The 25,254-nt window shown below is 71.7% G+C and carries 19 protein-coding genes; 13 read left to right on the top strand and 6 right to left on the bottom strand.

The features are described from left to right. The first annotated feature begins 11 nt into the window (after positions 1–11). The 8 genes from HDA32_RS19825 (at position 12) to HDA32_RS19790 (ending at position 8,546) form a co-directional block, all read left to right on the top strand. Entirely contained in the window at positions 12–857 is an 846-nt protein-coding gene (locus HDA32_RS19825; RefSeq protein WP_179644641.1) for a MetQ/NlpA family ABC transporter substrate-binding protein, read from the top strand. Between the two features lie 354 nt (positions 858–1,211). Then, positions 1,212–2,504, top strand: a complete 1,293-nt coding sequence (locus HDA32_RS19820) for an ABC transporter substrate-binding protein (protein ID WP_246334423.1) — start codon at positions 1,212–1,214, stop codon at positions 2,502–2,504. Positions 2,505–2,870: 366 nt separating this feature from the next. Continuing rightward, positions 2,871–3,767, top strand: a complete 897-nt coding sequence (locus HDA32_RS19815; RefSeq protein ID WP_312863429.1) for a carbohydrate ABC transporter permease — start codon at positions 2,871–2,873, stop codon at positions 3,765–3,767. Beyond that, a complete protein-coding gene (locus HDA32_RS19810; RefSeq protein WP_179644639.1) occupies positions 3,764–4,696 on the top strand; it encodes a carbohydrate ABC transporter permease in 933 nt (310 codons plus the stop codon). Before HDA32_RS19815 ends, HDA32_RS19810 begins: the two co-directional genes overlap by 4 nt. Positions 4,697–4,755: 59 nt before the next feature. Next, positions 4,756–6,156 carry a GH1 family beta-glucosidase gene (locus HDA32_RS19805; protein ID WP_179646812.1) on the top strand — a complete coding sequence of 467 codons (1,401 nt, stop codon included), beginning with the start codon at positions 4,756–4,758 and terminating at the stop codon, positions 6,154–6,156. Positions 6,157–6,279: 123 nt separating this feature from the next. Further along, positions 6,280–7,305: a LacI family DNA-binding transcriptional regulator gene (locus tag HDA32_RS19800; RefSeq protein ID WP_179644638.1), complete on the top strand. Its 1,026-nt coding sequence runs from the start codon at positions 6,280–6,282 to the stop codon at positions 7,303–7,305. A gap of 140 nt (positions 7,306–7,445) precedes the next feature. After that, on the top strand, positions 7,446–7,700 hold the full coding sequence (locus tag HDA32_RS19795) for a hypothetical protein (RefSeq protein ID WP_179644637.1): 255 nt from the start codon (positions 7,446–7,448) through the stop codon (positions 7,698–7,700). Between the two features lie 165 nt (positions 7,701–7,865). Beyond that, a complete protein-coding gene (locus HDA32_RS19790) occupies positions 7,866–8,546 on the top strand; it encodes an FAA hydrolase family protein (protein WP_179644636.1) in 681 nt (226 codons plus the stop codon). A gap of 575 nt (positions 8,547–9,121) precedes the next feature. On the opposite strand, the gene HDA32_RS19785 is transcribed toward HDA32_RS19790, so the two are convergent. Continuing rightward, a complete protein-coding gene (locus tag HDA32_RS19785; protein WP_312863251.1) occupies positions 9,122–10,489 on the bottom strand; it encodes a D-alanyl-D-alanine carboxypeptidase family protein in 1,368 nt (455 codons plus the stop codon). Between the two features lie 613 nt (positions 10,490–11,102). Between HDA32_RS19785 and HDA32_RS19780 the strand changes: the two genes are divergently transcribed. The 4 genes from HDA32_RS19780 to HDA32_RS19765 all read left to right on the top strand — a co-directional run bounded on the left by HDA32_RS19780 (position 11,103) and on the right by HDA32_RS19765 (position 15,861). Next, the gene (locus tag HDA32_RS19780) at positions 11,103–14,105 is read left to right on the top strand and encodes a sensor histidine kinase (protein ID WP_446689061.1); all 3,003 of its coding nucleotides are present in this window, start codon (positions 11,103–11,105) and stop codon (positions 14,103–14,105) included. A 217-nt stretch (positions 14,106–14,322) separates the two neighbouring features. Beyond that, positions 14,323–14,724 (top strand): roadblock/LC7 domain-containing protein, encoded by a 402-nt coding sequence (locus tag HDA32_RS19775; RefSeq protein WP_179644634.1) that lies wholly within the window; start codon positions 14,323–14,325, stop codon positions 14,722–14,724. A gap of 17 nt (positions 14,725–14,741) precedes the next feature. Next, on the top strand, positions 14,742–15,239 hold the full coding sequence (locus HDA32_RS30895) for a DUF742 domain-containing protein (RefSeq protein ID WP_312863250.1): 498 nt from the start codon (positions 14,742–14,744) through the stop codon (positions 15,237–15,239). Positions 15,240–15,273: 34 nt separating this feature from the next. Beyond that, entirely contained in the window at positions 15,274–15,861 is a 588-nt protein-coding gene (locus HDA32_RS19765) for a GTP-binding protein (protein ID WP_179646810.1), read from the top strand. A gap of 133 nt (positions 15,862–15,994) precedes the next feature. On the opposite strand, the gene HDA32_RS31500 is transcribed toward HDA32_RS19765, so the two are convergent. Together HDA32_RS31500 and HDA32_RS19755 are read right to left on the bottom strand one after the other, a co-directional pair. Then, positions 15,995–16,627: a DUF1707 SHOCT-like domain-containing protein gene (locus tag HDA32_RS31500; protein WP_179644632.1), complete on the bottom strand. Its 633-nt coding sequence runs from the start codon at positions 16,625–16,627 to the stop codon at positions 15,995–15,997. A 38-nt stretch (positions 16,628–16,665) separates the two neighbouring features. Continuing rightward, positions 16,666–18,282, bottom strand: coding sequence for a BCCT family transporter (locus HDA32_RS19755; protein WP_179644631.1), 1,617 nt, complete (start codon positions 18,280–18,282; stop codon positions 16,666–16,668). Between the two features lie 355 nt (positions 18,283–18,637). On the opposite strand from HDA32_RS19755, the gene HDA32_RS19750 reads away from it, so the two are divergent. Next, positions 18,638–19,489 (top strand): SAM-dependent methyltransferase, encoded by an 852-nt coding sequence (locus tag HDA32_RS19750; RefSeq protein WP_179644630.1) that lies wholly within the window; start codon positions 18,638–18,640, stop codon positions 19,487–19,489. A 343-nt stretch (positions 19,490–19,832) separates the two neighbouring features. Here HDA32_RS19750 and HDA32_RS19745 read toward each other — a convergent pair whose 3' ends face one another. From HDA32_RS19745 to HDA32_RS19735, 3 genes are read right to left on the bottom strand one after another with little or no spacing between them, the layout of a single operon-like run. Continuing rightward, entirely contained in the window at positions 19,833–20,999 is a 1,167-nt protein-coding gene (locus tag HDA32_RS19745; protein ID WP_179644629.1) for an acyl-CoA dehydrogenase family protein, read from the bottom strand. A 5-nt stretch (positions 21,000–21,004) separates the two neighbouring features. Then, on the bottom strand, positions 21,005–23,440 hold the full coding sequence (locus HDA32_RS30295; RefSeq protein ID WP_246334422.1) for an acetyl/propionyl/methylcrotonyl-CoA carboxylase subunit alpha: 2,436 nt from the start codon (positions 23,438–23,440) through the stop codon (positions 21,005–21,007). 26 nt (positions 23,441–23,466) lie between these two features. Beyond that, on the bottom strand, positions 23,467–25,077 hold the full coding sequence (locus HDA32_RS19735) for a carboxyl transferase domain-containing protein (protein ID WP_179646809.1): 1,611 nt from the start codon (positions 25,075–25,077) through the stop codon (positions 23,467–23,469). Positions 25,078–25,254: the final 177 nt, after the last annotated feature.

Raw genomic sequence — 25,254 nt, 5'->3', positions numbered from 1 at the left:
ACGAGAATCCCATGAAGCACACCGCGATTTGGTCGGTCATCGGCACGACGGCACTGGTCACGACGCTCGCGGCCTGCGGAAGCCCCAGTGAGCAGGCTTCGGGCGGCGAGGACGCGATCACCGTCGGCGCGACCGCGGTCCCGCACGCCGAGATCCTGGAGTTCGTGCGCGACGAACTCGCCGCCGACGCCGGCCTCGACATCGAGATCCAGGAGTTCACCGACTACAACCAGCCCAACGCGGCGCTGGTCCAGGGCGAGCTCGACGCCAACTACTTCCAGCACCGGCCCTTCCTCGAGGAGTACCTCGCCAACAACGAGGACGCCGATCTCACCTACCTCGACGACGTCCACTTGGAGGCGTTCGGACTGTACTCCGACGCGCTGGGCGGCGTCGACGACCTCGGCGAGGGCGCCACGATCGCGGTGCCCAACGACGGCTCCAACCTCGGCCGCGCGCTGCAGCTCCTGCAGGCGCAGGGGCTGATCACGCTGGAGGAGGGCGCCGGCGACGGCGCCACCGAGAACGACATCGCCGACAACCCCGAGGGCCTGGAGATCACCCCGATCGAGGCGGCCCAACTGCCGCGCTCGCTGGCCGACGTCGACGCCGCGGTCGTCAACGGCAACTTCGCGCTGGAGGCGAACCTCGCCGAGGAGGCCAACACCCTGGCCCTCGAGGACACCGAGGACAACCCCTACGCCAACGGGCTGGTGGTCGACAGCGCCGACGTCGACGACGAGGACCTGAACAAGCTCGACGAGCTCCTGCACAGCGACGAGGTCGGGGACTTCGTCGAGGAGCGCTGGCAGGGCGTGGTGATCCCGATCGAGGCCGGCGCCGCCGGGCAGGAGTAGCCGCACCGCCGCCGCACCCGTCGGCGCAGCGTCGACGGGTGCGGCGCCGACGGCCCGGGGCCGGGTGCCCGCACGAGAGGCGTGCGGGCACCCGGCCCTCTTCGTCGCCCTGGGTCACCTCGGGTCACAGCGGGAACCCGGCGGCCCCCGATTCGCCGCACGGCCCTCCCGCCCTGTTCAGGGCCTGTTCGCCACGCTCGGCCGGATGTGACCGAGGTAACGGTTGTGTTGCGTCGTCATGCCGGGGGATTGACGGAGGGTGGAGAGCGCTCCACCCTTATGGGAGCGCTCCCAAGCCGGGGGGTACGCGGGGCGCCGCCCAGTCGTCTTTCCTTCTGGAGAAGGGCACCACCGATGCGAAACTTCCAACGCCGCCGCTGGCAGATGGCCGCGGTGGCCGGAGCCGGAGTCATGCTCGCCGCGACCGCCTGCGGCGGTGGCGACTCGGCCGACTCCGGAGGCGAGATCACCCTGGTCGTCGACACCTACGGTGTCTTCGGCTACGACGAGCTCTACGAGCAGTTCGAGTCGGAGCACCCGAACATCACGATCGAGGAGCGCAACGTCACCGACCTCGCCGACTACACCCCGCAGCTGCAGCAGAACATCGCCTCCGGCAGCGGCGCGGGCGACGTCGTCGCCCTCGAAGAGGGCAACATCGTGCAGTTCCTCGCCCAGGGCGACCAGTTCACCGACCTCGCCGAGCACGGCGCGGAGGAGCTGGAGGGCAACTTCCTGCCCTGGAAGTGGGAGCAGGGCAAGACCGCCGAGGGCCAGCTCGTCGGCCTGGGCACCGACATCGGCAGCATGAGCATGTGCTACAACGTCGGCCTCTTCGAGGAGGCCGGTATGCCGACCGACCGCGAGGAGGTCGGTGAGCTCTGGCCGACCTGGGACGATTTCATCGAGACGGGTCAGGAGTTCCAGGAGGCCGAGACCGGCGCCTCCTTCGTCTCCACGATCCAGCCCTACTTCCGCGCCATCGCCGCCCAGGCCGGCGGCGAGCCCTACCAGGACAGGGAAGGCAACCTGGTGATCGAGAGCAACAGCTCGACCCAGGAGGCCTACGAGACGGTCACGACCATGGCCGAGGAGGGGCTGTCGGCCAGCCTGCCGATCTGGTCCGACGAGTGGAACGCCGGCATCCAGAACAACGTCTTCGCCACCATGCCCTGCCCGGCCTGGATGCTCGGCCACATCGAGACCACCGCGGGCACCTCCGGCAACAACCAGTGGGACGTCGCCGCGGTTCCCGGCGGCGGCGGAAACTGGGGCGGCTCCTGGCTGGCGGTCCCGACCCAGAGTGAGCACCCCGAGGAGGCCGCCGAACTGGCCCAGTTCCTGACCAGCCCGGAAGGCCAGTTGAGCGCCTGGAACGCCGCGAACGTCCTGCCCTCCTCGCCCGAGGCCCTGCAGAGCGACGAGGTCCAGAGCTTCGAGCGCGAGTACTTCAACAGCGCCCCGGTCGGCCAGATCTACGGTGAGAGCGCCATGGAGCTGGAGCCGGTCTACTTCGGCCCGGACACCCAGGCCATCGACGACGCCTTCCGCGCCGCCATGGAGTCGGTCGAGCAGGGCCAGGCCTCGCCCGACGAAGGCTGGGACACCGCGATGGAGGCGGCCGAGCGCGCGACCGGCGAGGGCTGACGCGCCGACCCTGACGGAGGGGGCCACGCCCATCCTCCAGACCCGGTGACCCGAGCCCCGGTCCCCCTCCCACGCGGCCCCAGCGCCGCGCACCGGGGCCGGGTCACCACCGTGTCGCCGCCCTTTTCCCGTTCCCGCCTTCCCACGGCCCTCGCCCGCGGGCGAGGGCCGTGCGGCCGGCCCGAGCCCACCCACGCACACATCCTCATGCGCACAACGACAACCCACAACGAAAAAGGAGCGCGCGACGTGACCACTCTCAAGCGCGGCGGCGCCCCACCGCCCCCGCCGTCCGCCGGAAAGGGTGAAGGCGGCGGCCGAGGGGCCCACCGAACAGCGGCGCAGGAGAAGCGGGAACGCCGTCAGATCCTGTTCAGCCGGCTGGACGTCAAGAGCTCGCCCTACCTGTTCATCTCCCCGTTCTTCGTGCTCTTCGGGATCTTCGGGCTCTTCCCGCTGCTCTACACGGTCTGGGTCTCCCTGCACGACTGGAGCCTGATCGGCGGCAACGAGGGGTTCATCGGGCTCGACAACTACGTCCGCCTCTTCGGTGACGCCAAGTTCTGGAACGCGCTGTACAACACGCTGGGCATCTTCGCCATCGCCGTGGTGCCGCAGCTCCTCCTCGCGCTCTTCCTCGCCGACACCCTCAACCGCAGGCTCCGCATGCGCAACATGTTCCGCATGGCGCTGATCCTGCCTTACATCACCTCCATCGCCGCCGTCGCGATCGTCTTCAGCCAGCTCTTCGGCACCCAGTTCGGGCTGATCAACTACGCGCTGGAGTTCTTCGGCGTCGACCCGATCAACTGGCGGGGCGAGAAGTACGCCTCATGGGCCGCGATCGCCGTGATGATCGACTGGCGCTGGACCGGCTACAACGCGCTGATCTACCTGGCCGCGATGCAGGCCGTCCCCAAGGACGTCTACGAGGCGGCGGCCATCGACGGCGCGTCGCGCATGCGCCAGTTCTGGCAGATCACGATCCCGATGCTGCGCCCGACGATCATCTTCACCGTCATCATCTCCACGATCGGGCAGATGCAGCTCTTCACCGAGCCCGCGGTCTTCGACAGCGGTGGAGCCATGGCGGGCGGCACCCAGGGACAGTTCCAGACGGTGATGATGCTGGTCTTCCAGGAGGCGTTCCGCTACGGCAACTACGGTTACGGCGCCGCCATCTCCTGGGCGCTGTTCGTGCTGGTCATCGTCTTCTCGCTGGTCAACTCCCTGGTGACCAGCCGGATTCGGAGCGCGACATGACAACGACGACAACGACCCCGTCCGCATCGGCGGCGTCGCCGCGGCGCGGTCCGGCGCACGCCGACCCCGGACCGAAGCGGCGCCGCCGCGGCCGGGTCGGCGAGATGCGCGACGCCACGCCGCTGACCTACATCGCGCTGATCATCACCGTCCTGACGTCGTTCTTCCCGCTGTGGTGGATGTTCGTCGTCGCGACCAAGGACAGCGCGGCCGCCTCCGAGCGCCCGCCCTCGTTCCTGCCCGGCGGGAACTTCCTGCTCAACATGGAGCGGCTGTTCGCCAACACCACGGCCAACTTCACCCTCGGCCTGATGAACTCGCTGATCGCGTCCACCATCGTGGCCGTCTCCGTGGTGTTCTTCTGCTCGCTGGCCGGCTTCGCCCTGGCCAAGCTGCGCTTCGCCGGACGCACATTCTTCACCCTCGCCGTCGTGGTGACGATGGCCGTTCCGGTGCAGGTCGGCGTCATCCCGCTGCTCATCCTGATGGACTGGCTGGGCTGGCGCGGCGAACTGCAGGCGGTGATCGTGCCGTTCCTGGTCAGCGGGTTCGGCGTGTTCATGATGCGCCAGTACGTTCAGCAGACCGTCCCCGACGAACTGCTGGAGGCCGCGCGGATCGACGGCTGCTCCAGCTTCCGGATCTACTGGAACGTCGTGCTGCCCGCCCTGCGCCCCGCCATGGTGGTGCTCGGCCTGCTGACGTTCATGAACACCTGGAACGAGTTCATCTGGGCGCTCGCCGTCCTCACCCCCGACAACCCGACCGTCCAGTTCTCGATCAACCAGCTCAACGAGTCGGCGTACTCCCGTGACTTCGCGCTGATGTTCATGGGCTCGACGTTCGCCACTCTCCCCCTGCTCATCATTTTCGTCGTCCTCGGCCGCCAGCTCGTCGGCCGGATCATGGAAGGTGCGATCAAGGCGTGACCACGCAACAGTCAGAGTCCGCAGCGCAGACCGCGACGCAGACCGCTCAGGCCACCGGGGTGCACTTCCCCGCGGGCTTCCTGTGGGGCGCCTCCACGGCGTCGTTCCAGATCGAGGGAGCGACCAAGGAGGACGGCCGGGGGCAGAGCATCTGGGACACCTTCGCCGCGACCCCCGGCAAGGTGTTCAACGGCGACGGCGGAGACCCCGCGACCGACCACTACCACCGCTACCGCGAGGACATCGAGCTGATGAGCTCGATGGGCATCGGCGCCTACCGGTTCTCCATCGCCTGGCCGCGGATCCAGCCCGACGGCAAGGGCCGGATCAACCAGGCCGGCCTGGACTTCTACGACCGGCTCGTCGACGAGCTGCTCAAGGCCGGCATCGAACCGTGGCCGACGCTCTACCACTGGGACCTCCCGCAGCGGCTGGAGGACGACGGCGGCTGGCCCAACCGCGACACCGCCCACCGGTTCGCCGAGTACGCCGCCGTGGTCCACGGCGCGCTGGGCGACCGCATCTCCGACTGGGCCACGCTCAACGAACCGTGGTGCGCGGCCTTCCTCGGCTACGCCCAGGGCGTGCACGCGCCCGGCCGCACGGACCCGGCCGCCTCGCTGGCGGCGGTCCACCACCTGCTGCTCGGGCACGGTATGGCCGCCACCGCGATGCGCGACCAGGCCGGGCGGTTCGACCGGCCGCTGCGCGTGGGCCTGGTGCACAACCAGACGGTGCTGCGTCCCCACAGCGACAGCGAGGCCGACCTCGACGCCGCGCGCCGGATCGACGGCCTGCGCAACCGGATCTTCACCGAGCCGCTGCTGCGCGGCCGCTACCCCGAGGACATCCGGACCGACCTGGCGCGGGTGAGCGACTTCGGCTTCGTGCGGGACGGCGACCTCGCCGCGATCTCGGTGCCGCTGGACATGCTGGGGATCAACTTCTACAGCCCGCAGCGCGTCGCGGGCGGCGCCGAAGGGATCGACCCCGCCCTGATCGAGCCCGGCGAGGGCGAGGTCTGGACCGGCGCCGAGGACGTCGTCTTCGTCGACCAGGGCATGCCGCGCACGGCCATGGGCTGGGAGATCGACGCCACCGGGCTCACCGAGGTCCTCACCCGGCTGGCCGCCGACTACCCGGGCGTGCCGCTCTACGTCACCGAGAACGGCGCGGCGTTCGACGACGAGGTGGCCGCCGACGGCAGGGTGCACGACTCCCAGCGGGTCGCCTACCTGGACGCGCACCTGCGCGCCGCGCACCAGGCCGTCGAGGAAGGCGTGCCGCTGAAGGGCTACTTCGCCTGGTCGCTGCTTGACAACTTCGAGTGGGCCTTCGGGTACTCGAAGCGCTTCGGCCTGGTGCACGTGGACTACGGGACCCAGAAGCGCACCGTGAAGGACAGCGGGCACTGGTACTCCGGTGTCGCCCGCTCGGGGAGCCTGCCCGACCGGCACTGATAGGAAGGACGGCGGCGTCCGCCGTGGTAACCGCCGCCCCTCCGCGTGTACCACTATTGGACTGGTGGGACGTGGAAGGGCGGCGGCGTCATGTGTGCAGCAGGCAGGGAAGAAGGGGTGGACATGGGGGTTCGTCGGCAACGGCCGACGCTGGAGATGGTGGCGGAGCTCGCCGGAGTGGGGCGGGGCACGGTGTCCCGGGTGATCAACGGTTCGCAGCAGGTGAGCCCCGCCACGCGCGATGCCGTGCTGCGCGCCGTCAAGGACCTGGGGTACGTCCCCAACCACGCGGCGCGCACCCTGGTCACCCAGCGGACCGACATGATCGCCCTGGTCGTCTCCGAGCACGAGGACCGGCTGTTCGCCCAGCCGTTCTTCGCCGACATCGTCAGGGGCGTCAGCTCGGTGCTCAACGACCGGGGCCTGCAGCTCCTGCTGGCGACCGCCCGCTCCAGCGCCGAACACGAACGCCTGGGGGAGTACCTGACCGGTCGGCACGTCGACGGCGTGCTGGCGGTGTCGCTGCACCGCGACGACCCGCTGCCGGCCCGGCTGGCGCGGGCCGACGTGCCCTGCGTGCACGGCGGCCGCCCGCTCGGCCCGGTGGGCGAGCCGCTGTGCTCCGTCGACATCGACAACGTGGGCGGGGCCCGCAGCGCCACCAGGCACCTGCTGGACAGCGGCCGCAGCCGGATCGGCACCGTGGCCGGCCCGCAGGACATGGTCGCCGGTGTGGACCGGCTGCGCGGCTACCAGGACGCGCTGCTGGAGAGCGGTCAGCCCGCGTCCCCCGATCTCATCGCCTACGGCGACTTCAGCTACGAGGGCGGGGAGCGGGCCGTCCGGTCCCTGCTGGCCGCCTCCCCGCGGTTGGACGCGGTGTTCGTCGCATCGGACCTCATGGCGCTGGCCGCGCTGCGGGTGCTGCGCGAGGCCGGCCGCAGGGTCCCCGACGACGTGGCGGTCGTGGGCTTCGACGACTCCGCGCTCGCGCTGCACTCCGACCCCCCGCTCACGACGGTGCACCAGCCGACCGAGAAGATGGGCCGGGAGATGGCGCGCATCCTGGCCGACTGGCTGGCGTACTCCGACCGCGCCCCCGCCAACCTGATCCTCGACACCTACCTGGTGGTTCGTGAGTCGGCCTGACCCCTCCTCCCTGGACGCCCGCCCCAGGCTGTGCGACGCTGGGCCTGCCCTTCCGGCGGACGGCCGGCGCTTTCCGCCGCGCCGTGCGGCCGGTGCGGCGATCGTCGCGGGCCGTCGCGGCCGAAGGCGGGAGGGCTGCCATGGGTGTGGGGGACGGGCTGGTGCGGGTGGAGTCGAGGCGGCGGCAATGCGAGCTGGACGCCTGCGAATGGTGCGATCGGGACGACCGGCCGTGCCGGTTCTGCACCGGCTCCGGCCGGTGGCGGCCGGAGCGGCCGCACCTGGACGGAGCCGGCGTGATCGGCTGGGTCCGGGTGGCCGAGGAGTGCCGGATGTGCGCCGGCACCGGAAAGGAGCACGGCCCGCTCGCGGATCCGGCCCCGGAGCGCGGCTGAACGGGCGGCCGCCGAGAGCCGCCCGGTGTCCGCAGGTTTCCGGCCCGGGATACCGTGAGTGGGGGCGATAACCGCCCTCTGTTGTTCCAATGATCGTTCCATCGGCTGTTCCGGTGTTTCACGGTTCGGTTCGGGAAGGCTGTTTCATCTTGGGAGGGGTGGGACATGCGCTGGGTCACCTATCTGTCGCCCAGTGGCGGTGCGGAGCGGCCGGGGATCATCGATGACGGCTGCGTCTTCGGCTACCCCGGCGACGAGAGCGTGCCCGAACTGCTGGCGGAGGGGTGCGACGCCCTGGCGGGCGCCTACCAGCGCGCACTGGCCGCGCCGGTGGAGATCATCGTGGAGTTCGAGACCCGGCTGTGCGCCCCGCTCGTGCCGTCGGCGCCGATCGAGTTGAGCCTGGCCGACGGCGAGCGGCTGAGCATCGGACCGGAGCTGGTGCGCGGCACCGATGACGGCATCGTGCTTCCGCAGGGGGTCGATGCGCTCTCCGCCGCGCCGGGCGTGGCCGCGGTGTTCGGCGCCCAGGGTCGGCACGCCGGCTACACGCCGGCCTGCCTGTGGCGCACCCCCGAGGGGGAACCGGTCGGGCTCACGCTCGGCCCGGCCATCGTGACCCACGACGAGTTCGACGGCGCCGACCTCACCGTGACCGCCGGCATCGAGGGCACCGTGATGGCCACGGTCGACCTCGACGGCAAGCTCGCCTGGGCCGAGGGGCTGCGCGGCGACGTCGTCGCGGCCCTGCCGGCCCGCACCCGGCTGCTGGAGGCCGGCGAGGAGCTCCTCGTCGAGGGCGGTGTCCTCGGCGAGTTCGAACTCAGGATCGGTTCGGGGGCGTAGCGGCCGCACGTGGCCGCGGGCCCCTCGTCCGGAAGCGGAACCTCGGCCGCAGGAGACCCTGAAGGCCCGTCGTAGGGGTTTGTCAGGCCCGCCCCAGGAGGGAGGGCGTGCGGGTGGGCGATTCTCTCGCGTGGCCGAAGGCCCATAGACGGAAGTCGCCCTCCCGCTCCCGCGTGCGAAGCGCACGCCGACACCATGGTTTCGGCCTGGAGCCCGAGGTGGCGGTGTGCGTTCAGTCTTTGGGTCGGGGTTCAAACTCCTGTGGCCGGTGTTTCACGCGCTCGGTGGCCGAGGCGAGCGGGCACGGCGGCCCGCCGCCGTGGGCGCGCACCGAAACCCCGGTCGCGGCCTGGCGCCCACGGTGGCGGCGTGGGTGGCGCGGCGCCGGCGCGATCCCTGTAGGGGCCTTCGGCTACGCGAGAGGATCGCCTAGTCACCGCGGATCCCTCCTGTGGCTGAGGCTTCAAACCCCCTGAGACTGGGGACGGCGTGCACCGTCGCCCGGTCACCGCGGATCCCTCCTTGGGTTGAGGTTTCACGACCCCCTGTGGTTGAGCGCAGCTGGTAAGGGCCGCTCAGCCCGTGTACTCCCAGTGCCAGGGCTCGAAGCCGTTCTGCGCCCAGCCGGGGTTGTGCCAGCCGTGCCCCGGGGCGTTGGCCATCATCCACCGGTACTCCGTCGAGCCGTGCACGTTCACGCCCCCGCACAGGTCCACGGCGATGCCCAGGCCGTGCATGCTGGTGCCGGGACGGGCCGCCATCCCCGCCTGCATCTGGTGGAACAGCCGGACCTGCTCCGACAGGGGCCGGTAGGAGTCGGTGACGCACATCGGGCGACCGAACCGCTCGCGGAAGGCGCCGTCGAGCCTGATGAAGTCCGCCGCGGCGTCGGCGCGCAGCATCTCCCCGGCCTGGGGCAGCGGGCACAGCGCCGACCAGGGGATCTGGCCGTTGGCGAAGCCGCCGGTGGAGCGCCCGGTGCACCCGCCGGTCGCGGACCCCTGCCGGGTGCTCCCGTCCCCGCCGGAACTCCCGCCGCCGTCGTTCTGCCGCCCGAGCGCCGATCCGCCGCCTTCGGCGGCCTGCTCGGCCTGCTCGGCCTGCTCCAGCGCCTCCTCGCGCTCCCGCTCCAGCTCGGCGGTGTTGTCCTGGGCCGCGAGGAGCTCGGCCTCCACCTCCGACTGCTCGGCCAGGATCGACTCCATGGCCTCCTCCTGCTCGTGCACCGCCGCCAGCGCCCGCTCCCTGGCCTCCGCGGCGTCGCCGGTGGCCTCCTGCTGCTCCTCCTCCGCCGACTCGGCGTGGTCGCGCAGCGTCTCGGCCGCGATGTCGGAGGCGTCGGTGCGGTCCAGGACGTCCTTGCGGTGGCCGGCCAGCAGGCGCACGTAGCCGCTGCGGTCCATGATCTCCTGCGGGCCCCCGGGCTCCACCCAGGCGCTCAGCATGCTCAGGTCGGCGCCCTTGTAGGCCGAGACCGCGTAGCCGGCCGCGTTGCGGCGCGACTCCTCGTGCCGCTCCGCGGCCCTGCCGGCCTTGCGGTCCGCCGCCTCGTAGGCCTGTTCGGCCTTCTCCAGCCGGTCGGCCTCCTCCCGGTAGTCCAGGATCGCCGCGTCGGCGTCGGCCTGGAGGTCGGCCAGCCGCGCGCGCACCTCGGCCAGCCTGCCCTTGAGGACGGCGATCGACTCCTCGTGCCCGGCCTCGGCGCGCCTGCTGCGCTCGATCTCGTCGGTGCCGGGGGTCGGGTCCGCGCCGGCCGATGCCGTGATCGAAAGGGCCAGCCAGGTTCCGAGGACGAGCGCGGTCGCCGTGCGGGCGCCGCCGCGGCCGCGCCGCCTCCGGTGCCTCCCCCTGCGCCTCCGCGGCGGCGACCACTGCTCAGGCCGGCCCCGTCCCCGATCCGGTCCCTGCGCGGGGCGCAGGGACGCGCAGTCGCTGTGCCTCACGGCCGCTCCCCCCGAAACGTGCGTGTGCGGCTTTCACGATGCCACGCTGACCAGTCGGTTCGCGGGAAGCGGTACGCGTGTCCAAAAAGTTATAAAGGTAACGTTGGGGGGACTCTTGCGGTGGGGAAAGACCCTCTGACCGGCCCAAGGGTCTATACCAGGGAGGCCCTGAGGGGCGATTCGGGCGTAGCCGGCACCATCCGACCGCACCCAAAGATGGATAATCAAGGTATCCGGGATGTCCAGCCGGATTGATACGCTATCGACCTCACGCGCATCGTTTCGGTTTAATGGTGTGCGACGCCTCTCCCCTCATGAGGCGAGTCCTGGTCGCGAAAAGCTCCCCCTTCTCGATGACGGACCGCGATACGCGGCAGGCCGTTCGGCCCTCCCCGGCGCCATCCGGACCTCAGTTGAAGCCAAGGCGGGATCCGCTCATGGGGGTCAATGTCCGTTGCCCAGGCGGTGACACGAAAGGTTGCGAGGGTCCGTGCCGACACGAGCGACGAACAATGGAGCCGACGCCGAGCACGACGAGCTTCCGGAGCAGGCAGAACAGGCCGCCGGCAGCTCGGAGCGCCCGGCCCGACGGTGGGCGCCGCGCAACTGGCGCGTGCGCTCCCGTCTCGTCGCCCTCATCGTCATTCCCACCGCGGCAGCGGTCCTGCTGGGTGGGCTGCGCATCTCCGTCAACGTCATGGATACGCTGACCCACGAGCGCATCGAGACCATGGCGACCCTGGGCGAGGACGTCGTCACGCTGGCGAACGAACTGGGCAAGGAGCGTCTGCTCAGCGCCGCCTACATCGCCGACGACCCCAATCCGGAGGAGCGCTCCGACAGCCGCCAGGCCGCGCTGCAGGAGCAGCAGAGGAGTGCGGACCAGGCGCTCAACGACGTGCGCAACGGCGCCAACGAGCTGGGCGACCCGGGCGGTGACAACGCCGCGGGCAAGCTCGACAGCATGCTGACGAGCCTGGAGAACCTGCCGACGCTGCGCGAAGAGGTCGCCGACACCCGCATCACGGTGCTGCCGACCGTCACCAAGTACCGCCAGGTGATCAACACCCTCATCGACTTCAACGAGACGATCGCCGGCGAGACCGACGACACCGAACTGCGCGAGAGCGTCCGCTCCCTGACGGCGCTGAGCAAGGCGCGCGACCAGCTCTCCTACGAGTCGGCGCTCATGCTGCACTCGCTGATGCGCGGCTCGATGTCCGGCGGCATCCAGGAGGCCATCGAGACCACCCGGGCCCGCTACGACAACGAGATCCTGAACTTCACCTCCAGCGCGACGCCGGAGCAGCGCAGGAGCTACGACGAGACCTTCACCGGCCTCGAGGTCAGCCGCATGGCGACCATGCGGCTGCGCGTCATGATGCGCGTCGAGACCGACCAGCCGCTGACCGGCGTCACCTCCGGCGACAGCGCCTCCGACTACCAGGAGGTCGCCAACGAGACCCTCGACCGGATGCAGGAGGTGGAGTCCTCGCTCGCCTCCTCCGTCCGCGGCGAGTCCAACGCGCTGAAGTCCGACGCGCGCAACACCGCCATCCTCGACTCGCTGCTGGTCCTCGCGGTCATCCTCGCGGTCATCGTCGTCACGATGCTGGTGGCCCGCTCCATGGTCCGCCCGCTGCGCGCGCTGCGCGAGGGCGCGATGCGGATCGCGGCGAACGAGCTGCCCGACTCGATCGCCCGGATGCGCGAGACCAGCGCGGGACCCGGCGAGGTCGAGGTCGCCCCGATCGGCGTCGCCTCCAGGGACGAGATCGGCGAGGTCGCGCGCTCCTTCGACGAGGTCCACCGGGTGGCGCTGCGCCTGGCCTCCGACGAGGCGGCGCTGCGCAGCAACGTCAACGCCATGTTCGTCAACCTCTCGCGCCGCAGCCAGACGCTGGTGGAACGGCAGCTTCGGCTGATCGACGGCCTCGAGCAGGGTGAGCAGGACGCCGACCGGCTCGGCGACCTGTTCCAGTTGGACCACCTGGCGACCCGCATGCGCCGCAACAACGAGAACCTGCTGGTCCTCTCCGGCCAGGACAACACCCGCAAGTGGGCCCAGCCGGTCCCGCTGGTCGACGTGCTGCGCGGCGCGATCTCCGAGGTCGAGCAGTACGAGCGGGTCAACGTCCGCGCCCCCTCCCACGTCTCGGTCCTCGGGCGGCCGGTCAACGACGTCATCCACCTCGTGGCCGAGCTGGTGGAGAACGCCACCGCGTTCTCCTCGCACGACACCCAGGTCTCGGTCACCGCGCGCGCCCTGGAGGGCGGCGAGGTCATGGTGGAGGTCACCGACAGCGGCATCGGCATGGCGCCGGAGGAGGTCGACGCCACCAACGCCCGGCTGGCGGAGCCGCCCGTCATCGACGTCGCCGTCTCGCGGCGCATGGGCCTGTTCGTGGTCAGCCGGCTGGCAGCGCGGCACGGCATCCAGGTGCGGCTGCGCGCGGCGCACAACGGCGGCATCACCGCGCTCGTCGTCCTGCCGGCCGACCTGCTGATCACTCCGGTCGAGTCCACGCCGGCGCTCGGCGCCGGCCGCAGCGGGGTGCCCGACACCTACGCCGAGGCCGCCGCGGCCTTCGCCTCCGCCCCGGCGCCCGCCGACCCCTCCGACATCTGGCAGTCCCAGTCCTCCGGCGACCGCCCCTCCTGGCAGCGGGAGACCCCGTCCGCGCTGCCCAAGCGGCCGGATCCGGCCGACCGCGGCCAGAACGGCCATCAGGAGCACCCGCCGAGCGGGCAGGACCTGTGGGCCGACAGCGGCTGGATCAAGCCCGCGGAGCCGCCCGCCGCACCCCAGCCCCCGGCGGCGGCGCCCGAGGAGCCCGTCGAGCCGGAGCCGCCGCGGCGCCAGACCGAGCCGTCCGACGGCTTCTCGGCCTTCTCCCGTCCCGCCGCCGCGCCCCGGCCCGAGCCCTCTCCGGCTCCCCAGGAGCGCCCGGTGGAGCAGCAGCCGTGGCGGGCCGAGGAGGACGCCCGGCCCGAGGAGACGCGCTCCTGGCAGGAGCCGCCCCCGCCGAGCCGCACCTCCGAGCCCGAGATCCGCGAGGGGTACGGCTCCACGGCCTACCTGTCCAGGCGCTACGGCGGGAGCAACAGCAACGGCACCGTGGTCCCGCCCTCGCCGGAGAACGGCAGCGAGACACTGCCGATCTTCGACTCGATCGAGTCCAACTGGTTCCGCCGCCGGCCGATGAGCCCCGCGGTGACCACGCCCGACACCGGCCCGATCGGCAAGGTGAACGTGAACGGGACGGAATCCGCGCACACCAACGGCTCGACCCCGCCGCCCCCGCCCGAGCGGCCCTCCGCCCCTCCAGCGGCCGCGACGCCGCGTCCGGAGGACGAATGGCGCTCCGAGTCCGACAGCGGATGGAAGGCCGCGCAGACGGCCAGTGAGCCCGTCGCCGGTGGATTGACGTCCTCGGGGTTGCCAAAACGCGTTCCCAAGGCAAACCTGGTTCCCGGCACCGCGCCCGCGCCGGAGAACTTCAAGCAGATCACGTCTCGCTCCGCCGACCGTGTCCGCAACAGGTTCTCCGGGTTCCAGCAGGGTGTGCGCCAGGGTCGGCACGAAGCCGGCGATCAGACGTCCAAGGAGAACTAGTGTCCAGCGAGAGCAGGAACGCGGAGCCGGCCCGCCGGGGCGCGGCCCGCAGCCCGTGCCGGTGGGGCCGCCGAAGATCACGGATGAGGCATGAATTAGCATCATCCGCACTTCTTGGACATTCATTCGCAATAAAGTCGCTAACGATGAACTCTTGGCTTTTGGCCGGCTCCACCCTTGACGGCCGATGTGAAGGCCGGGACCGACAGGAGAGCAGATGAATCAACCGGTGAATGAGCTCAACTGGCTGATCACTGACTTCGCCAACCGCGTGCCCGACGTCGCGCATGCGATCGTGGTGTCGTCGGACGGGCTGCCGCTGGCCGCTTCGGCGGGCTTCCCCGTCGACCGTGCCGACCAGTTGGCGGCCATCGCCTCTGGTCTGTCCAGCCTCACGCAGGGGGCCGCCCGGGTCTTCGAAGGCGGAGCGGTCGCGCAGACGGTCGTCGAGATGGAGCGCGGGCTGCTGCTCATCATGGCGATCAGTGACGGATCGTGTCTGGCGGTGCTCGCCGCGGCCGAGTGCGATCTCGGCCTGGTCGCCTATGAAATGACCCTGCTCGTCGACCGGGCGGGTCGGGCGCTGACTCCGGCGGCGCGCACCTCCGGAATCCACTGATCCACCGACAGGAGGAAGTGGTGGCACCTCACGGTAGAGATGCCGGGAGCCCCTCGTGGTTCGGACAGCAGTCGGCCGGCGCCTCGCGGTCGCCGGCGGACGGCCCGAGCGGCGCAGACGTTCCACGACCGGGCCAGCAACCACCAGACCAACAGCAATGGTCGGCCAGTAGCAACGCGCCGAGTTCGCTGGTGCGGCCTTACGCTGTTACCCGGGGCCGCACCAAGCCGCGGGCTCAGCTGCCGCTGGAGGCTCTGATCTCCGCGACCATGACGGCGCGCAGCGAGTTCGGGACCCTGACCCCCGAGTGCCAGGCGATCAGCGACCTGTGCCGGGAATGGCGTTCCATCGCGGAGATATCCGCGCTGCTGCGGATCCCGCTCGGCGTTGCGAGGGTGCTCGTGGCGGACATGTCGGAGCAGGGCCTGGTCCAGATCAGATCGTCGCTCAACACCGACAGCCGGCCCAACACCAACCTGCTTGAAAGGGTGCTCAGTGGACTTCGCAAGCTCTAGCGCGGCCGATGAGGGCGGTGCTGTGGCGAACGCGATGACGTCGGTCAAGATCGTCGTCGCCGGAGGCTTCGGCGTCGGTAAGACGACGTTCGTGGGTTCCGTCTCCGAGATCGTGCCGCTGACCACCGAAGCGGTCATGACCAGCGCCAGCGTCGGCGTCGACGACCTGGCCAAGACGCCGGAGAAGCAGACCACCACGGTGGCCATGGACTTCGGCCGCGTCTCGCTGGACTCCGACCTCATCCTGTACCTGTTCGGCACGCCGGGCCAGCACCGGTTCTGGTTCATGTGGGACGACCTGGTCAAGGGCGCGATCGGTGCCGTTGTCCTGGTCGACACCCGCCGCCTCGCCGACTGCTTCCCGGCGATCGACTACTTCGAAGAGGCGCGGCTGCCCTTCATCGTCGCCGTCAACGGGTTCGACGGCTACTACCCGCACGCCGCGGCCGAGGTGCGCGACGCCCTCACGCTCAGCGACACCATCCCGATCGTGCAGGTGGACGCCCGCGACCGCGCCTCCACCAAGTCGACGCTGATCACCCTGGTGGAGCACGCCATCACGGTGGGCGACACCGGCGCCGGCCAGCCGACCTCCACCGGCGGTCAGGGCACCTGGCGCTGACCCCCGGTTCCTGCTCCCGGGCCCTCGGGGTCCGGGAGCCTCCGGTCGTGCCCGCGCTCGCCGCTCCGCTCCCGGGCGGCGGGTGCTCCGCCGCCGGGGCGGCCGCCCGCCGCCCGGCCCCCGGCGGGCCGCGTCACCGGTCCGTGCGCCGCGCCCGGCGCCGCGCCGCCAGGGTGCGGACCGACCAGCGGCGCCCGGGGCGCGGATGCCGCACCACGATCTCGCCCAGACCGGGGCGCGACACGATGTGGATGCGCGGCGCGTCGCGTCTGGGCTCTGCCGAGGTGAGGTCGTGCACGTCGCCGGCCCCCGGCACGGCCTCCTCGGTGCTCACCCGGTAGCCCTCGGGCACGATGATCTCGACGTTGCGCCAGTTCGGACGGGCGTCCACGACGACCTCGTCGTGCTCGATGACGGCCTCGGTGAAGTCCAGGTGGACGCTGCCCCGGCCGGCGCTGGCCCGGATCCGCGGCGGGACCGCCCAGCGGCCCCGGCGGTGGACGTCGTGCAGCGCGGCCGTGAGGTGCAGCGTCTCGGGAATGGTGTGCTCGGGGACGGTGCGGGCGCGCGAGAGGCCGATCTCGGGCAGGTCCTCGACGAGCCGCTCCAGGTCCCCGTAGGTGTGCGACTCATACACCTGTGCCAGCCGGGTGCGCAGCTCCCCGGTGCTGATGCGCCCCTCACCGGCGGCGGCCGCGAGCTGGCGGGCCACCGCTTCGCGGTCGGCGTCCGATGCGCGGACCGCCTTGCGCGGTTCCTCGGTCATGTCGCTCCTTGAAGAAGGGCGCGGGCCGGTGCGGCGCCTCAGCGCGGTCCGACCGCTCGTTGTACGAATCGCTCCACCCACTGCCGGATGTCGGAGGGCGGCGCGTCCCCGCGCTCCATTCGGATGGGGCGTCCGCGCACCGCGGGGTCGGACAGGATGTCGCGGTACAGCCCCACGCACATGCCGATCAGGACGAGCGCGAACGGCGACGCCACGACGATGGCGCCCCACTGCAGCGCCTCCAGCCCGCCGACCAGCAGCAGCACGATGGCCACGAGCCCGATCAGGGAGCCCCAGACGGCGGTGAGCCAGCGGTGCGGGTGCAGGGAGCCCCGGGACGAGAAGGTGCCCAGGACGATGGCGCCGGCGTCGGCACCGGCGACGAAGAAGATGGCGGCCAGCACGATCACCACCCCGGAGGTGACCAAGGCGAACGGGTAGGCGCCCAGGACCTCGAACAGCCCGGCCTCGGGACTCCCTGCGGCGACCGCGGCGATGTCGCGCCGACCGGTGATCTGCAGGTGCAGGGCCGTCCCGCCGAGGACCGCGAACCACAGGACCGTCACCGCACTCGGGACGATCAGCACCCCCAGCACGTACTCGCGGATGGTCCGCCCCCGCGACACCCTGGCCAGGAACGTGCCGACGTAGGGCGCCCAGGAGATGCCCCAGGCCCAGAAGAAGATCGTCCAGCTCCGCATCCATTCGTCGCCGCCGAACGCGCCGGTCTGGAAGGACATGGGGACGAAGTTGAACAGGTACCCGCCCAGGGCCTCGGGCAGCAGCGCGAGGATGAACGCCAGCGGGCCCACGACGAGCAGGAAGATCACCAGCGCGACCGCGAGGCCCACGTTGATGTTGGCCAGCACCTGCACGCCCCGCGCCACCCCGGTGATGGCCGACAGCACGAACGCGCAGGTGAGTACGGCCGTGATGATGGCCTGCGTCGTCAGCGTGGATTCGGGGCCGCCGATGTAGGAGATCCCGCTGGTGATCTGCAGGACCCCGAGACCCAGCGTGACGGCGTTGCCGAAGAGGGTCGCGAAGATCACCAGGATGTTGATCGCCCGCCCGGCCCAGTGCTCGGCGCTCGCCCGCTCGCCGAACAGCGGCACGAACGCCTCGCTGACCAGCGTCTTGCGTCCCTTGCGGTAGGTGAGGTAGGCGAGCGCGAGCCCCACGACGCCGAAGAAGGCCCAGACGTGCAGGCACCAGTGCAGCAGCGAGTACTCCATGCCGGTGATGGCGGCGTCCTGGGTCTGCGGCTCCGCGGTGCCCGGCGGCGGATTGGCCCACAGCAGGACGGGCTCGGTGGCGCCGTAGAAGATCAGCCCGATTCCCACGCCGACCGCGAACATCATCGAGATCCAGGAGAACGTGGAGAACTCGGGCTCCTCGTCGCCGTCCTCCTCGCTCAGCCGGATGCCTCCGAACCGGCTGAGCCCGAGGAACAGCATGAACGCGACGAAGCCGAAGGTCGCCATGACGTAGACCCAGCCGAACCACCGCGCGATCCACTGCCACGCCGCCTCGCCCACGGTGGCCATGCGGTCCGGGAACAGCGCACCGGTCAGCACGAAGAGGACGGCGATGCCGGCCGCGATGGCGGTGACCAGCGGGTCGATGGTCGCTTTCTCACGCTGTGGACGTGCCATTGCGCGCGGCTCTTTCACCTCGGGGAGTCTGTCGCCTGCCGTGTCGCCGTCGATCGTGCTGCCGGGCGCCGGCGAGGAGCGGTCCCGTCGGCCGCCCCCGCTGTGCACCCGCCGGAGCCGCCGCGCCGATCGTCGCGGCGGCCGTTGTGGGGTGGTCGGCTACCGATGCCGGCCCGGTTCAAACCTCGCCCGGCGCCCCGGGAGCGGTCCGGTGGGCCGGAACCCCGCGGCGCGGGCCGCCCGCGCCGGGCGACGGGACCCGACGGAAGTCCCGCCAGCCGTTCCCCGCGGTTTCCCGAGGCCATAGGATCGCTGTGTTTCCAGGGTTTCTCGCACATCTGGGGAGTGTGGTCACATGGCCGAGACCGGGCGGTCGTTCCCGCCGAACATCACGACGGACGAGCCCACCGTCGCCCGCATCTACGACTACGGAATGGGCGGCAAGGACAATTTCGCGGTCGACCGCGAAGCCGCCCTCTCCCTGGCCAAGATCGCGCCGGAAATGCTGGACGTGGCCAGGGAGAACAGGTCGTTCCTCTACCGCGCGGTCCGCTACCTCGCCGAGGACATGGGCATCCGCCAGTTCATCGACATGGGCAGCGGGATGCCCACCGAGCTCAACGTCCACCAGGTGGCCCAGCACTTCCAGCCCGAGGCCCGGGTCGTCTACGTCGACATCGACCCGATCGTGCTGGCGCACGGGCGCGCGATCCTCGCCGACAACGCCAACACCACGGTGCTCACCGCGGACATGGCCCGCTCCGACGAGATCCTGGCCCAGGAGGAGCTGCGCGACCTCATCGACTTCTCCGAGCCGGTCGGCGTCCTCTACTTCTCGGTGCTGCACTGCCTGCCCGATGAGGCCGATCCCAAGGGCGCCCTGTGGACCATGCTCGACGCCGTGCCCTCGGGCAGCCACGTCGCCCTGTCGCATCTCATCAGCGACGACGTGGAGGCCGGTGACGCGTTCACGGCGGGCATGCTCGCCCTCGGCCCCTGGGGGCGGGTGCGCAGGCCCGCGGAGCTCCGAGCGTTCCTGGAGGGGCTCGAACCGGTCGAGCCCGGAATCGTCGACGTCAGCGAGTGGCGGCCCGACCCGGACCAGCCGCCGCTCACCCCCGCTCCCGCGCCGCTCCAGCCCTACCTCGGCAAGGCGTCGGGAGGCAAGGCGGTGTGGGAGATGGGCGGCGTCCTGCGCAAGCCCTAGTGTGCCGAAGGCCTTGAAACCTCACCCCCGGGGAAATCCCAACCCCAGGGGTTCGGTAAGGCCGACCCCAGGACGGAGCGGGCGCGTGGGTGGGCGACTCTCTCGCGTGGCCGAAGCCCCGTGGACGGAAAATCGCCCTCCCGCGCGAAGCAGACCCGCCACCTTCGCCTCAGACCGAAACCATGGTGCCGGTCTGGCATTCGAGCAGACGGCGTGGGGGCGCGGCGCCGGTGCGATCCCTTTGGGGCCTGACGGCCACGCGAGAGGACCGCCCGGTCACCGCGGAGCTCCGGCTTGTGGTTGAGTCGCGAAACCCCCGATGCCGAGGACGGCTGTCGCCGCCTCAGGCGGGCAGGCCCAGTTCTCTGGCGATCAGCATGCGCTGCACCTCCGAGGTGCCCTCGCCGATCTCCAGGATCTTGGCGTCGCGGTAGAAGCGGCCCACCGGGTACTCGTTCATGAAGCCGTAGCCGCCGAAGACCTGGGTGGCGTCGCGGGCGTTGTCCATGGCGGCGTTGGAGGCCACCAGCTTGGCGATCGCGGCCTGCTTCTTGAACGGCTCGCCGGCCAGCATCCGCGACGCCGCGTCGTAGTAGGCCAGCCGCGCGGTGTGCGCCCGGGCCTCCATGTCGGCGATCTTGAACTGGATGGCCTGGTACTGCCCGATGTGCCGGCCGAACGCCTCCCGCTCGGCGGCGTAGCGCAGGCTTTCGTCCACGCACCCCTGGGCCAGCCCGACCGACAGCGCGGCGATCGCGATCCGGCCCTCGTCCAGGATCCGCAGGAACTGCGCGTAGCCCCGGCCGCGCTCGCCCACGAGGTTGGCCTCGGGCACCCTGCAGTCGTCGAACACCAGCTCGTTGGTGTCGGAGGCGTTCCAGCCGACCTTGGAGTACTTCTGCCCGACGGAGAACCCGGGGGTGCCCTTGGGGATCAGGACGGCCGAGATCTCCGGGCGGCCGTCCGGGCGCTCGCCGGTCACGGCGGTGACCGTGACCAGGGCGGTGATGTCGGTGCCGGAGTTGGTGATGAACGACTTCGTCCCGTTGACGACCCACTCGCCGCCCACCAGCTCGGCGGTGGTGCGGGTGCCGCCGGCGTCGGAGCCGCCGCCCGGCTCGGTCAGTCCGAAGGCGCCCAGCGCCTCGCCCGAGCACAGGCGCGGCAGCCAGGTCTTGCGCTGCTCCTCGGAGCCGAACCGGAAGATGGGCATCGCGCCCAGTGAGACCCCGGCCTCCAGGGTGATCGCCACCGAGGAGTCCACGCGGGCCAGCTCCTCCAGGGCCAGGCAGAGGGCGAAGTAGTCGCCGCCCATGCCGCCGAACTCCTCGGGGAAGGGCAGCCCGAACAGCCCCATCCGGCCCATCCCGGCCACGATGTCGTAGGGGAACGCGCCGCGTTCGTAGTAGTCGCCGATGGTCGGTGCGACGGCGTCGCGGGAGAACTCCTCGACGGTGCGGCGCAGCTCCTCGTGCTCTTCTGACAGGTGGTGCGGCGATCGGTGCGGCACGGTGCTCACTCCTTCGTGGCCTGGATGTCGGTGGCGGTGTCGGTGGCGGGGGAGGCGCCCGGCGCGGACCGCGCGGTCGCGGCGGTGCCGTCCTGCGGGGCGGCTTCGGGCGTGATGACGGCCAGGACGGTGTCCATGGCCACGGACTGGCCGGGACGCACCTCCAGGCCGGTGACGACGCCGTCGATCGGTGCGGTGACCGAGTGCTCCATCTTCATGGCCTCGACCACGACGACCGGGGTCCCGGCGGCCACGCTGTCGCCCTGCCGCACCGGGACCGACAGCACGGTGCCCGGCATGGGGCTGCGGACGGTGCCGTCGCCGCCGGACTCCGCCTCGCGCATGGGGGCGAGCAGGGTCTCCTCGTGCAACTGCCACGCCGTGCCCCCGAGGCCGAGCCAGAGCGTGCCGGCCTCCAGCACGCGGGCGTAGCGCACCGTGCGGCCGGCGTAGCCGACGACGAGCGTCCGGTCCCGCCCGGCCGGGCCGGCGGCGGGGGGACCGGAACCGGCGCGGCCCGCAGCGGCGCCGTCGGCGGCCGGGGGAGCGCCTTCGCGGGCGGCGGTGGCGGTGACCGGTTCGGAGCCGTCCACGGCCACCTCGAACGCGCCGCCGTGCGCGGCGGGTCCGACCGGTGCGCGGCGGCGCACCCTCACGGTGACCGGCTCGCGGCCGGGCGCGCGCAGCCGCCACGTGGTCCAGGCCGGGCCGCCGATCCGCCAGCCGTCGGGCACGTCGAACCGGTCGACCACCGGCCCGGTCGGCTCCAGGGCGAGCTGGCGGTCCAGCGCGGCCGCGGCGTAGACCTCCGCGGGCGTCTCCTGGGCGTCGGGCAGCAGCTCCGGGCGGATCCGCTCGGTCAGCTCGGTGCTGAGGCGGCCGGCCGCGACATCGGGGTGGCGCAGCAGCCTGCGCAGGAACGCGACGTTGCTGCCGCAGCCCAGCAGCGTGTAGCCGGCGAGGGCCGCGTCCATGCGTTGCAGCGCCCCGGCGCGGTCCGGCGCCCAGGTGATGACCTTGGCCAGCATCGGGTCGTAGGCCGAGGTGATCTCGGTGCCCTCGTCGAGACCGGAGTCCACGCGCACGTCGGTGCCCTCGGGCTCCTCCAGCAGCAGCACCGGGCCGCCCGTCGGCAGGAAGTCGCGGGCGGGGTCCTCGGCGTAGACGCGGGACTCCACCGCGTGCCCGGCGAAGCCGATGTCGGCCTGGGAGAAGGGCAGCGGCTCGCCCATCGCGACGCGCAGCTGCGCCTCGACCAGGTCGATGCCGCGCCGCCCGCCGATCGTGACGACGGCCTCGGTGACCGGGTGCTCCACCTGCAGGCGGGTGTTCATCTCCAGGAAGGAGTAGTCGAAGGAGCGGTCGGGGCCGCCGGCCGTCCACAGGTCGGCCGATCCGTCTGGCGGACCGGGCCGGGGATCGGCTTGACTTGAAGCAAGGGGTCCCCCCGGGACCTCGGCCGCGCCGTGCCCGGAGCCGGAGCCGGCCCCAGCGGCCTGCGCCGCGGCACCGCCCCCGGTCGCGATGAACTCCACGGTCCCGGCGCCCACGTACCCGCACGCCTTCGCGGCGGCCACCGCGGCCTCGCCCATCGCGGCGCGCTGGGCGGCGCCCAGCAGGGGCGAGGGCGCCTCCTCCACGATCTTCTGGTGCCGGCGCTGCAGGCTGCACTCGCGTTCGCCCAGGTGCACGACGTTGCCGTGGGCGTCGGCCAGCACCTGCACCTCGATGTGGCGCGGCCGCTCCACGAACCGCTCCACCAGCAGGGTCGCGTCGCCGAAGGCCGCCTTCGCCTCGCGCCGCGCGGCGGCGGCCGCCGCGACCAGCTCCCCGGGCTCGCGGACCAGCCGCATGCCCTTGCCGCCGCCGCCGGCCGACGGCTTGATCAGCAGCGGGTAGCCGACCTTGGCCGCGGCCTCGGCCAGCTCGTCGTCGGGCATCGGCCTTCCTGCCTCCTCGGCGAAGCCGGGCAGCAGCGGGACGCCTGCGTCGGCGACCGTCCGCTTGGCCTGGATCTTGTCGCCCATCGCCTCGATCGCTCCGGGCGGCGGGCCCACGAACGTCAGCCCGGCCTCGGCGCAGGCGCGCGCGAACCCGGCGTTCTCGGAGAGGAACCCGTAGCCGGGGTGGATCATCGCCGCCCCGGTCGCCCGGGCCGCCGCGATGATGGCGGGGCCGTTGAGGTAGCTGTCGGCCAGGCTCGCACCGCCCACCCTGACCGCGACGTCGGCCGCGCGGACGTGCCTGGCCCCGGCGTCGCCGTCGCCGTGGACCGCCACCGAGCGCAGGCCCAGCCGCCGCAGCGTGCGGATGATCCGCACGGCGATCTCGCCCCGGTTGGCGACCAGCACCGCGGGCGGACCGGCCGCTCCGGCGGGCCCCGCCGTTGCCGCGGACTCCGCTGCCGTTGTCTCCGCCGCGGATCCTGTCAACGCTGTCATCTGCGACTCCGTGTCCCTTCCAGGTCTCACATGCGGAAGACGCCGTAGCCGACCGGCTCCAGCGGTGCGTGCCGGGCGGCCGCCAGCGCCAGGCCCAGGACGGTGCGGGTGTCGGCGGGGTCGATCACGCCGTCGTCCCACAGCCGCGCCGTGGAGTAGTAGGGGCCGCCCTGGTGCTCGTACTGCTCGCGGATGGGCGCCTTGAACTCCTCCTCGGCCTCGGCCGGCCACTCCTGCCCGAGCGCCTCCGTCTGGTCGCGGCGCACCGTCGCCAGGACGGAGGCGGCCTGCTCGCCGCCCATCACCGAGATGCGGGCGTTGGGCCACATCCACAGGAAGCGGGGGGAGTAGGCCCTGCCGCACATGCTGTAGTTGCCGGCGCCGAAGGAGCCGCCGATCACCACCGTGAACTTCGGGACGCGGGCGCAGGCGACGGCGGTGACCATCTTCGCGCCGTGCTTGGCGATGCCGCCGGCCTCGTAGTCGCGGCCCACCATGAAGCCGGAGATGTTCTGCAGGAAGACCAGCGGGATGCCGCGCCGGTCGCACAGCTCGATGAAGTGCGCCCCCTTCATCGCCGACTCGGCGAACAGGATGCCGTTGTTGGCGACGATGCCGACCGGGTGGCCGTGCAGGTGGGCGAACCCGGTCACCAGGGTCGTGCCGTACTCGGCCTTGAACTCGGTGAACGCGCTGGCGTCGACGATCCGGGCGATCACCTCGCGCACGTCGTAGGGGGTGCGGGTGTCGGTGGGCACGATCCCGTAGATCTCCTCGGGGTCGGCCGCGGGCGGCTGCGCGGGGCGCTGCTCCCACGCGGGCGCCGGCCGGGGGCCGAGGGTGTCGACGATCTGGCGGACGATGCTCAGCGCGTGCGCGTCGTCCTCGGCGAGGTGGTCGGTGACGCCGGAGACGCGGGAGTGCACGTCGCCGCCGCCCAGCTCCTCAGCCGTGACGACCTCGCCGGTCGCGGCCTTCACCAGGGGCGGCCCGCCGAGGAAGATCGTGCCCTGCTCGCGCACGATGACCGCCTCGTCGCTCATGGCCGGGACGTAGGCGCCGCCGGCGGTGCAGGAGCCCAGCACGGCGGCGATCTGGGCGATGCCCAGCTTCGACATCGTGGCCTGGTTGTAGAAGATCCGGCCGAAGTGCTCCCGGTCGGGGAAGACGTCGTCCTGCATCGGCAGGAACGCGCCGCCGGAGTCGGCGAGGTACACGCACGGCAGCCGGTTGTGCAGCGCCACCTCCTGGGCGCGCAGGTGCTTCTTGACGGTCATCGGGTAGTAGCTGCCGCCCTTGACCGTGGCGTCGTTGGCCACCACCACGACCTCGCGGCCGCGCACCCGGCCGACGCCGGTGATGATGCCGGCGGCCGGGGCGTCCCCGCCGTCCTTGCCGTACATCTCGTGCGCGGCCAGCGGGGACAGCTCCAGGAACGGGGATCCGGGGTCGAGCAGCGCGTCGACCCGGTCGCGCGGCAGCAGCTTGCCGCGTTCGACGTGCCGGATCCGGGTCTTCTCCGGGCCGCCGAGGGCGGCCGTGGCGATGCGCTCCCGCAGTTCGGCGGCCAGGGCGCGGTTGGCCTCGGCGTTGGCCGCGAACGCGGGCCCGGCGGTGTCGACCTCGGAGGCGAGCACGGGCGCCCTGCTCATTTCCACCCCTCTGTTCCCATCTGTTCCCAGACGTTAATGACCGCTAACATGGCCGATGTTAGTGTTCATTAACCTCGGTGTCCAGGGCCGCACGTGTCCGGTGGCGGAGCCCTCCGGCGGCACGAGCGTCCGGGAACCGAGGCCGAGGGCGTCCCGGAGAGC

It is taken from the genome of Spinactinospora alkalitolerans, assembly GCF_013408795.1.
In the GTDB taxonomy this organism is placed as follows: Bacteria; Actinomycetota; Actinomycetes; order Streptosporangiales; family Streptosporangiaceae; genus Spinactinospora; species Spinactinospora alkalitolerans.
The sequence above is the reverse complement of the archived record's forward strand: the minus strand, read 5'-3'. Positions and strand labels throughout refer to the sequence as shown.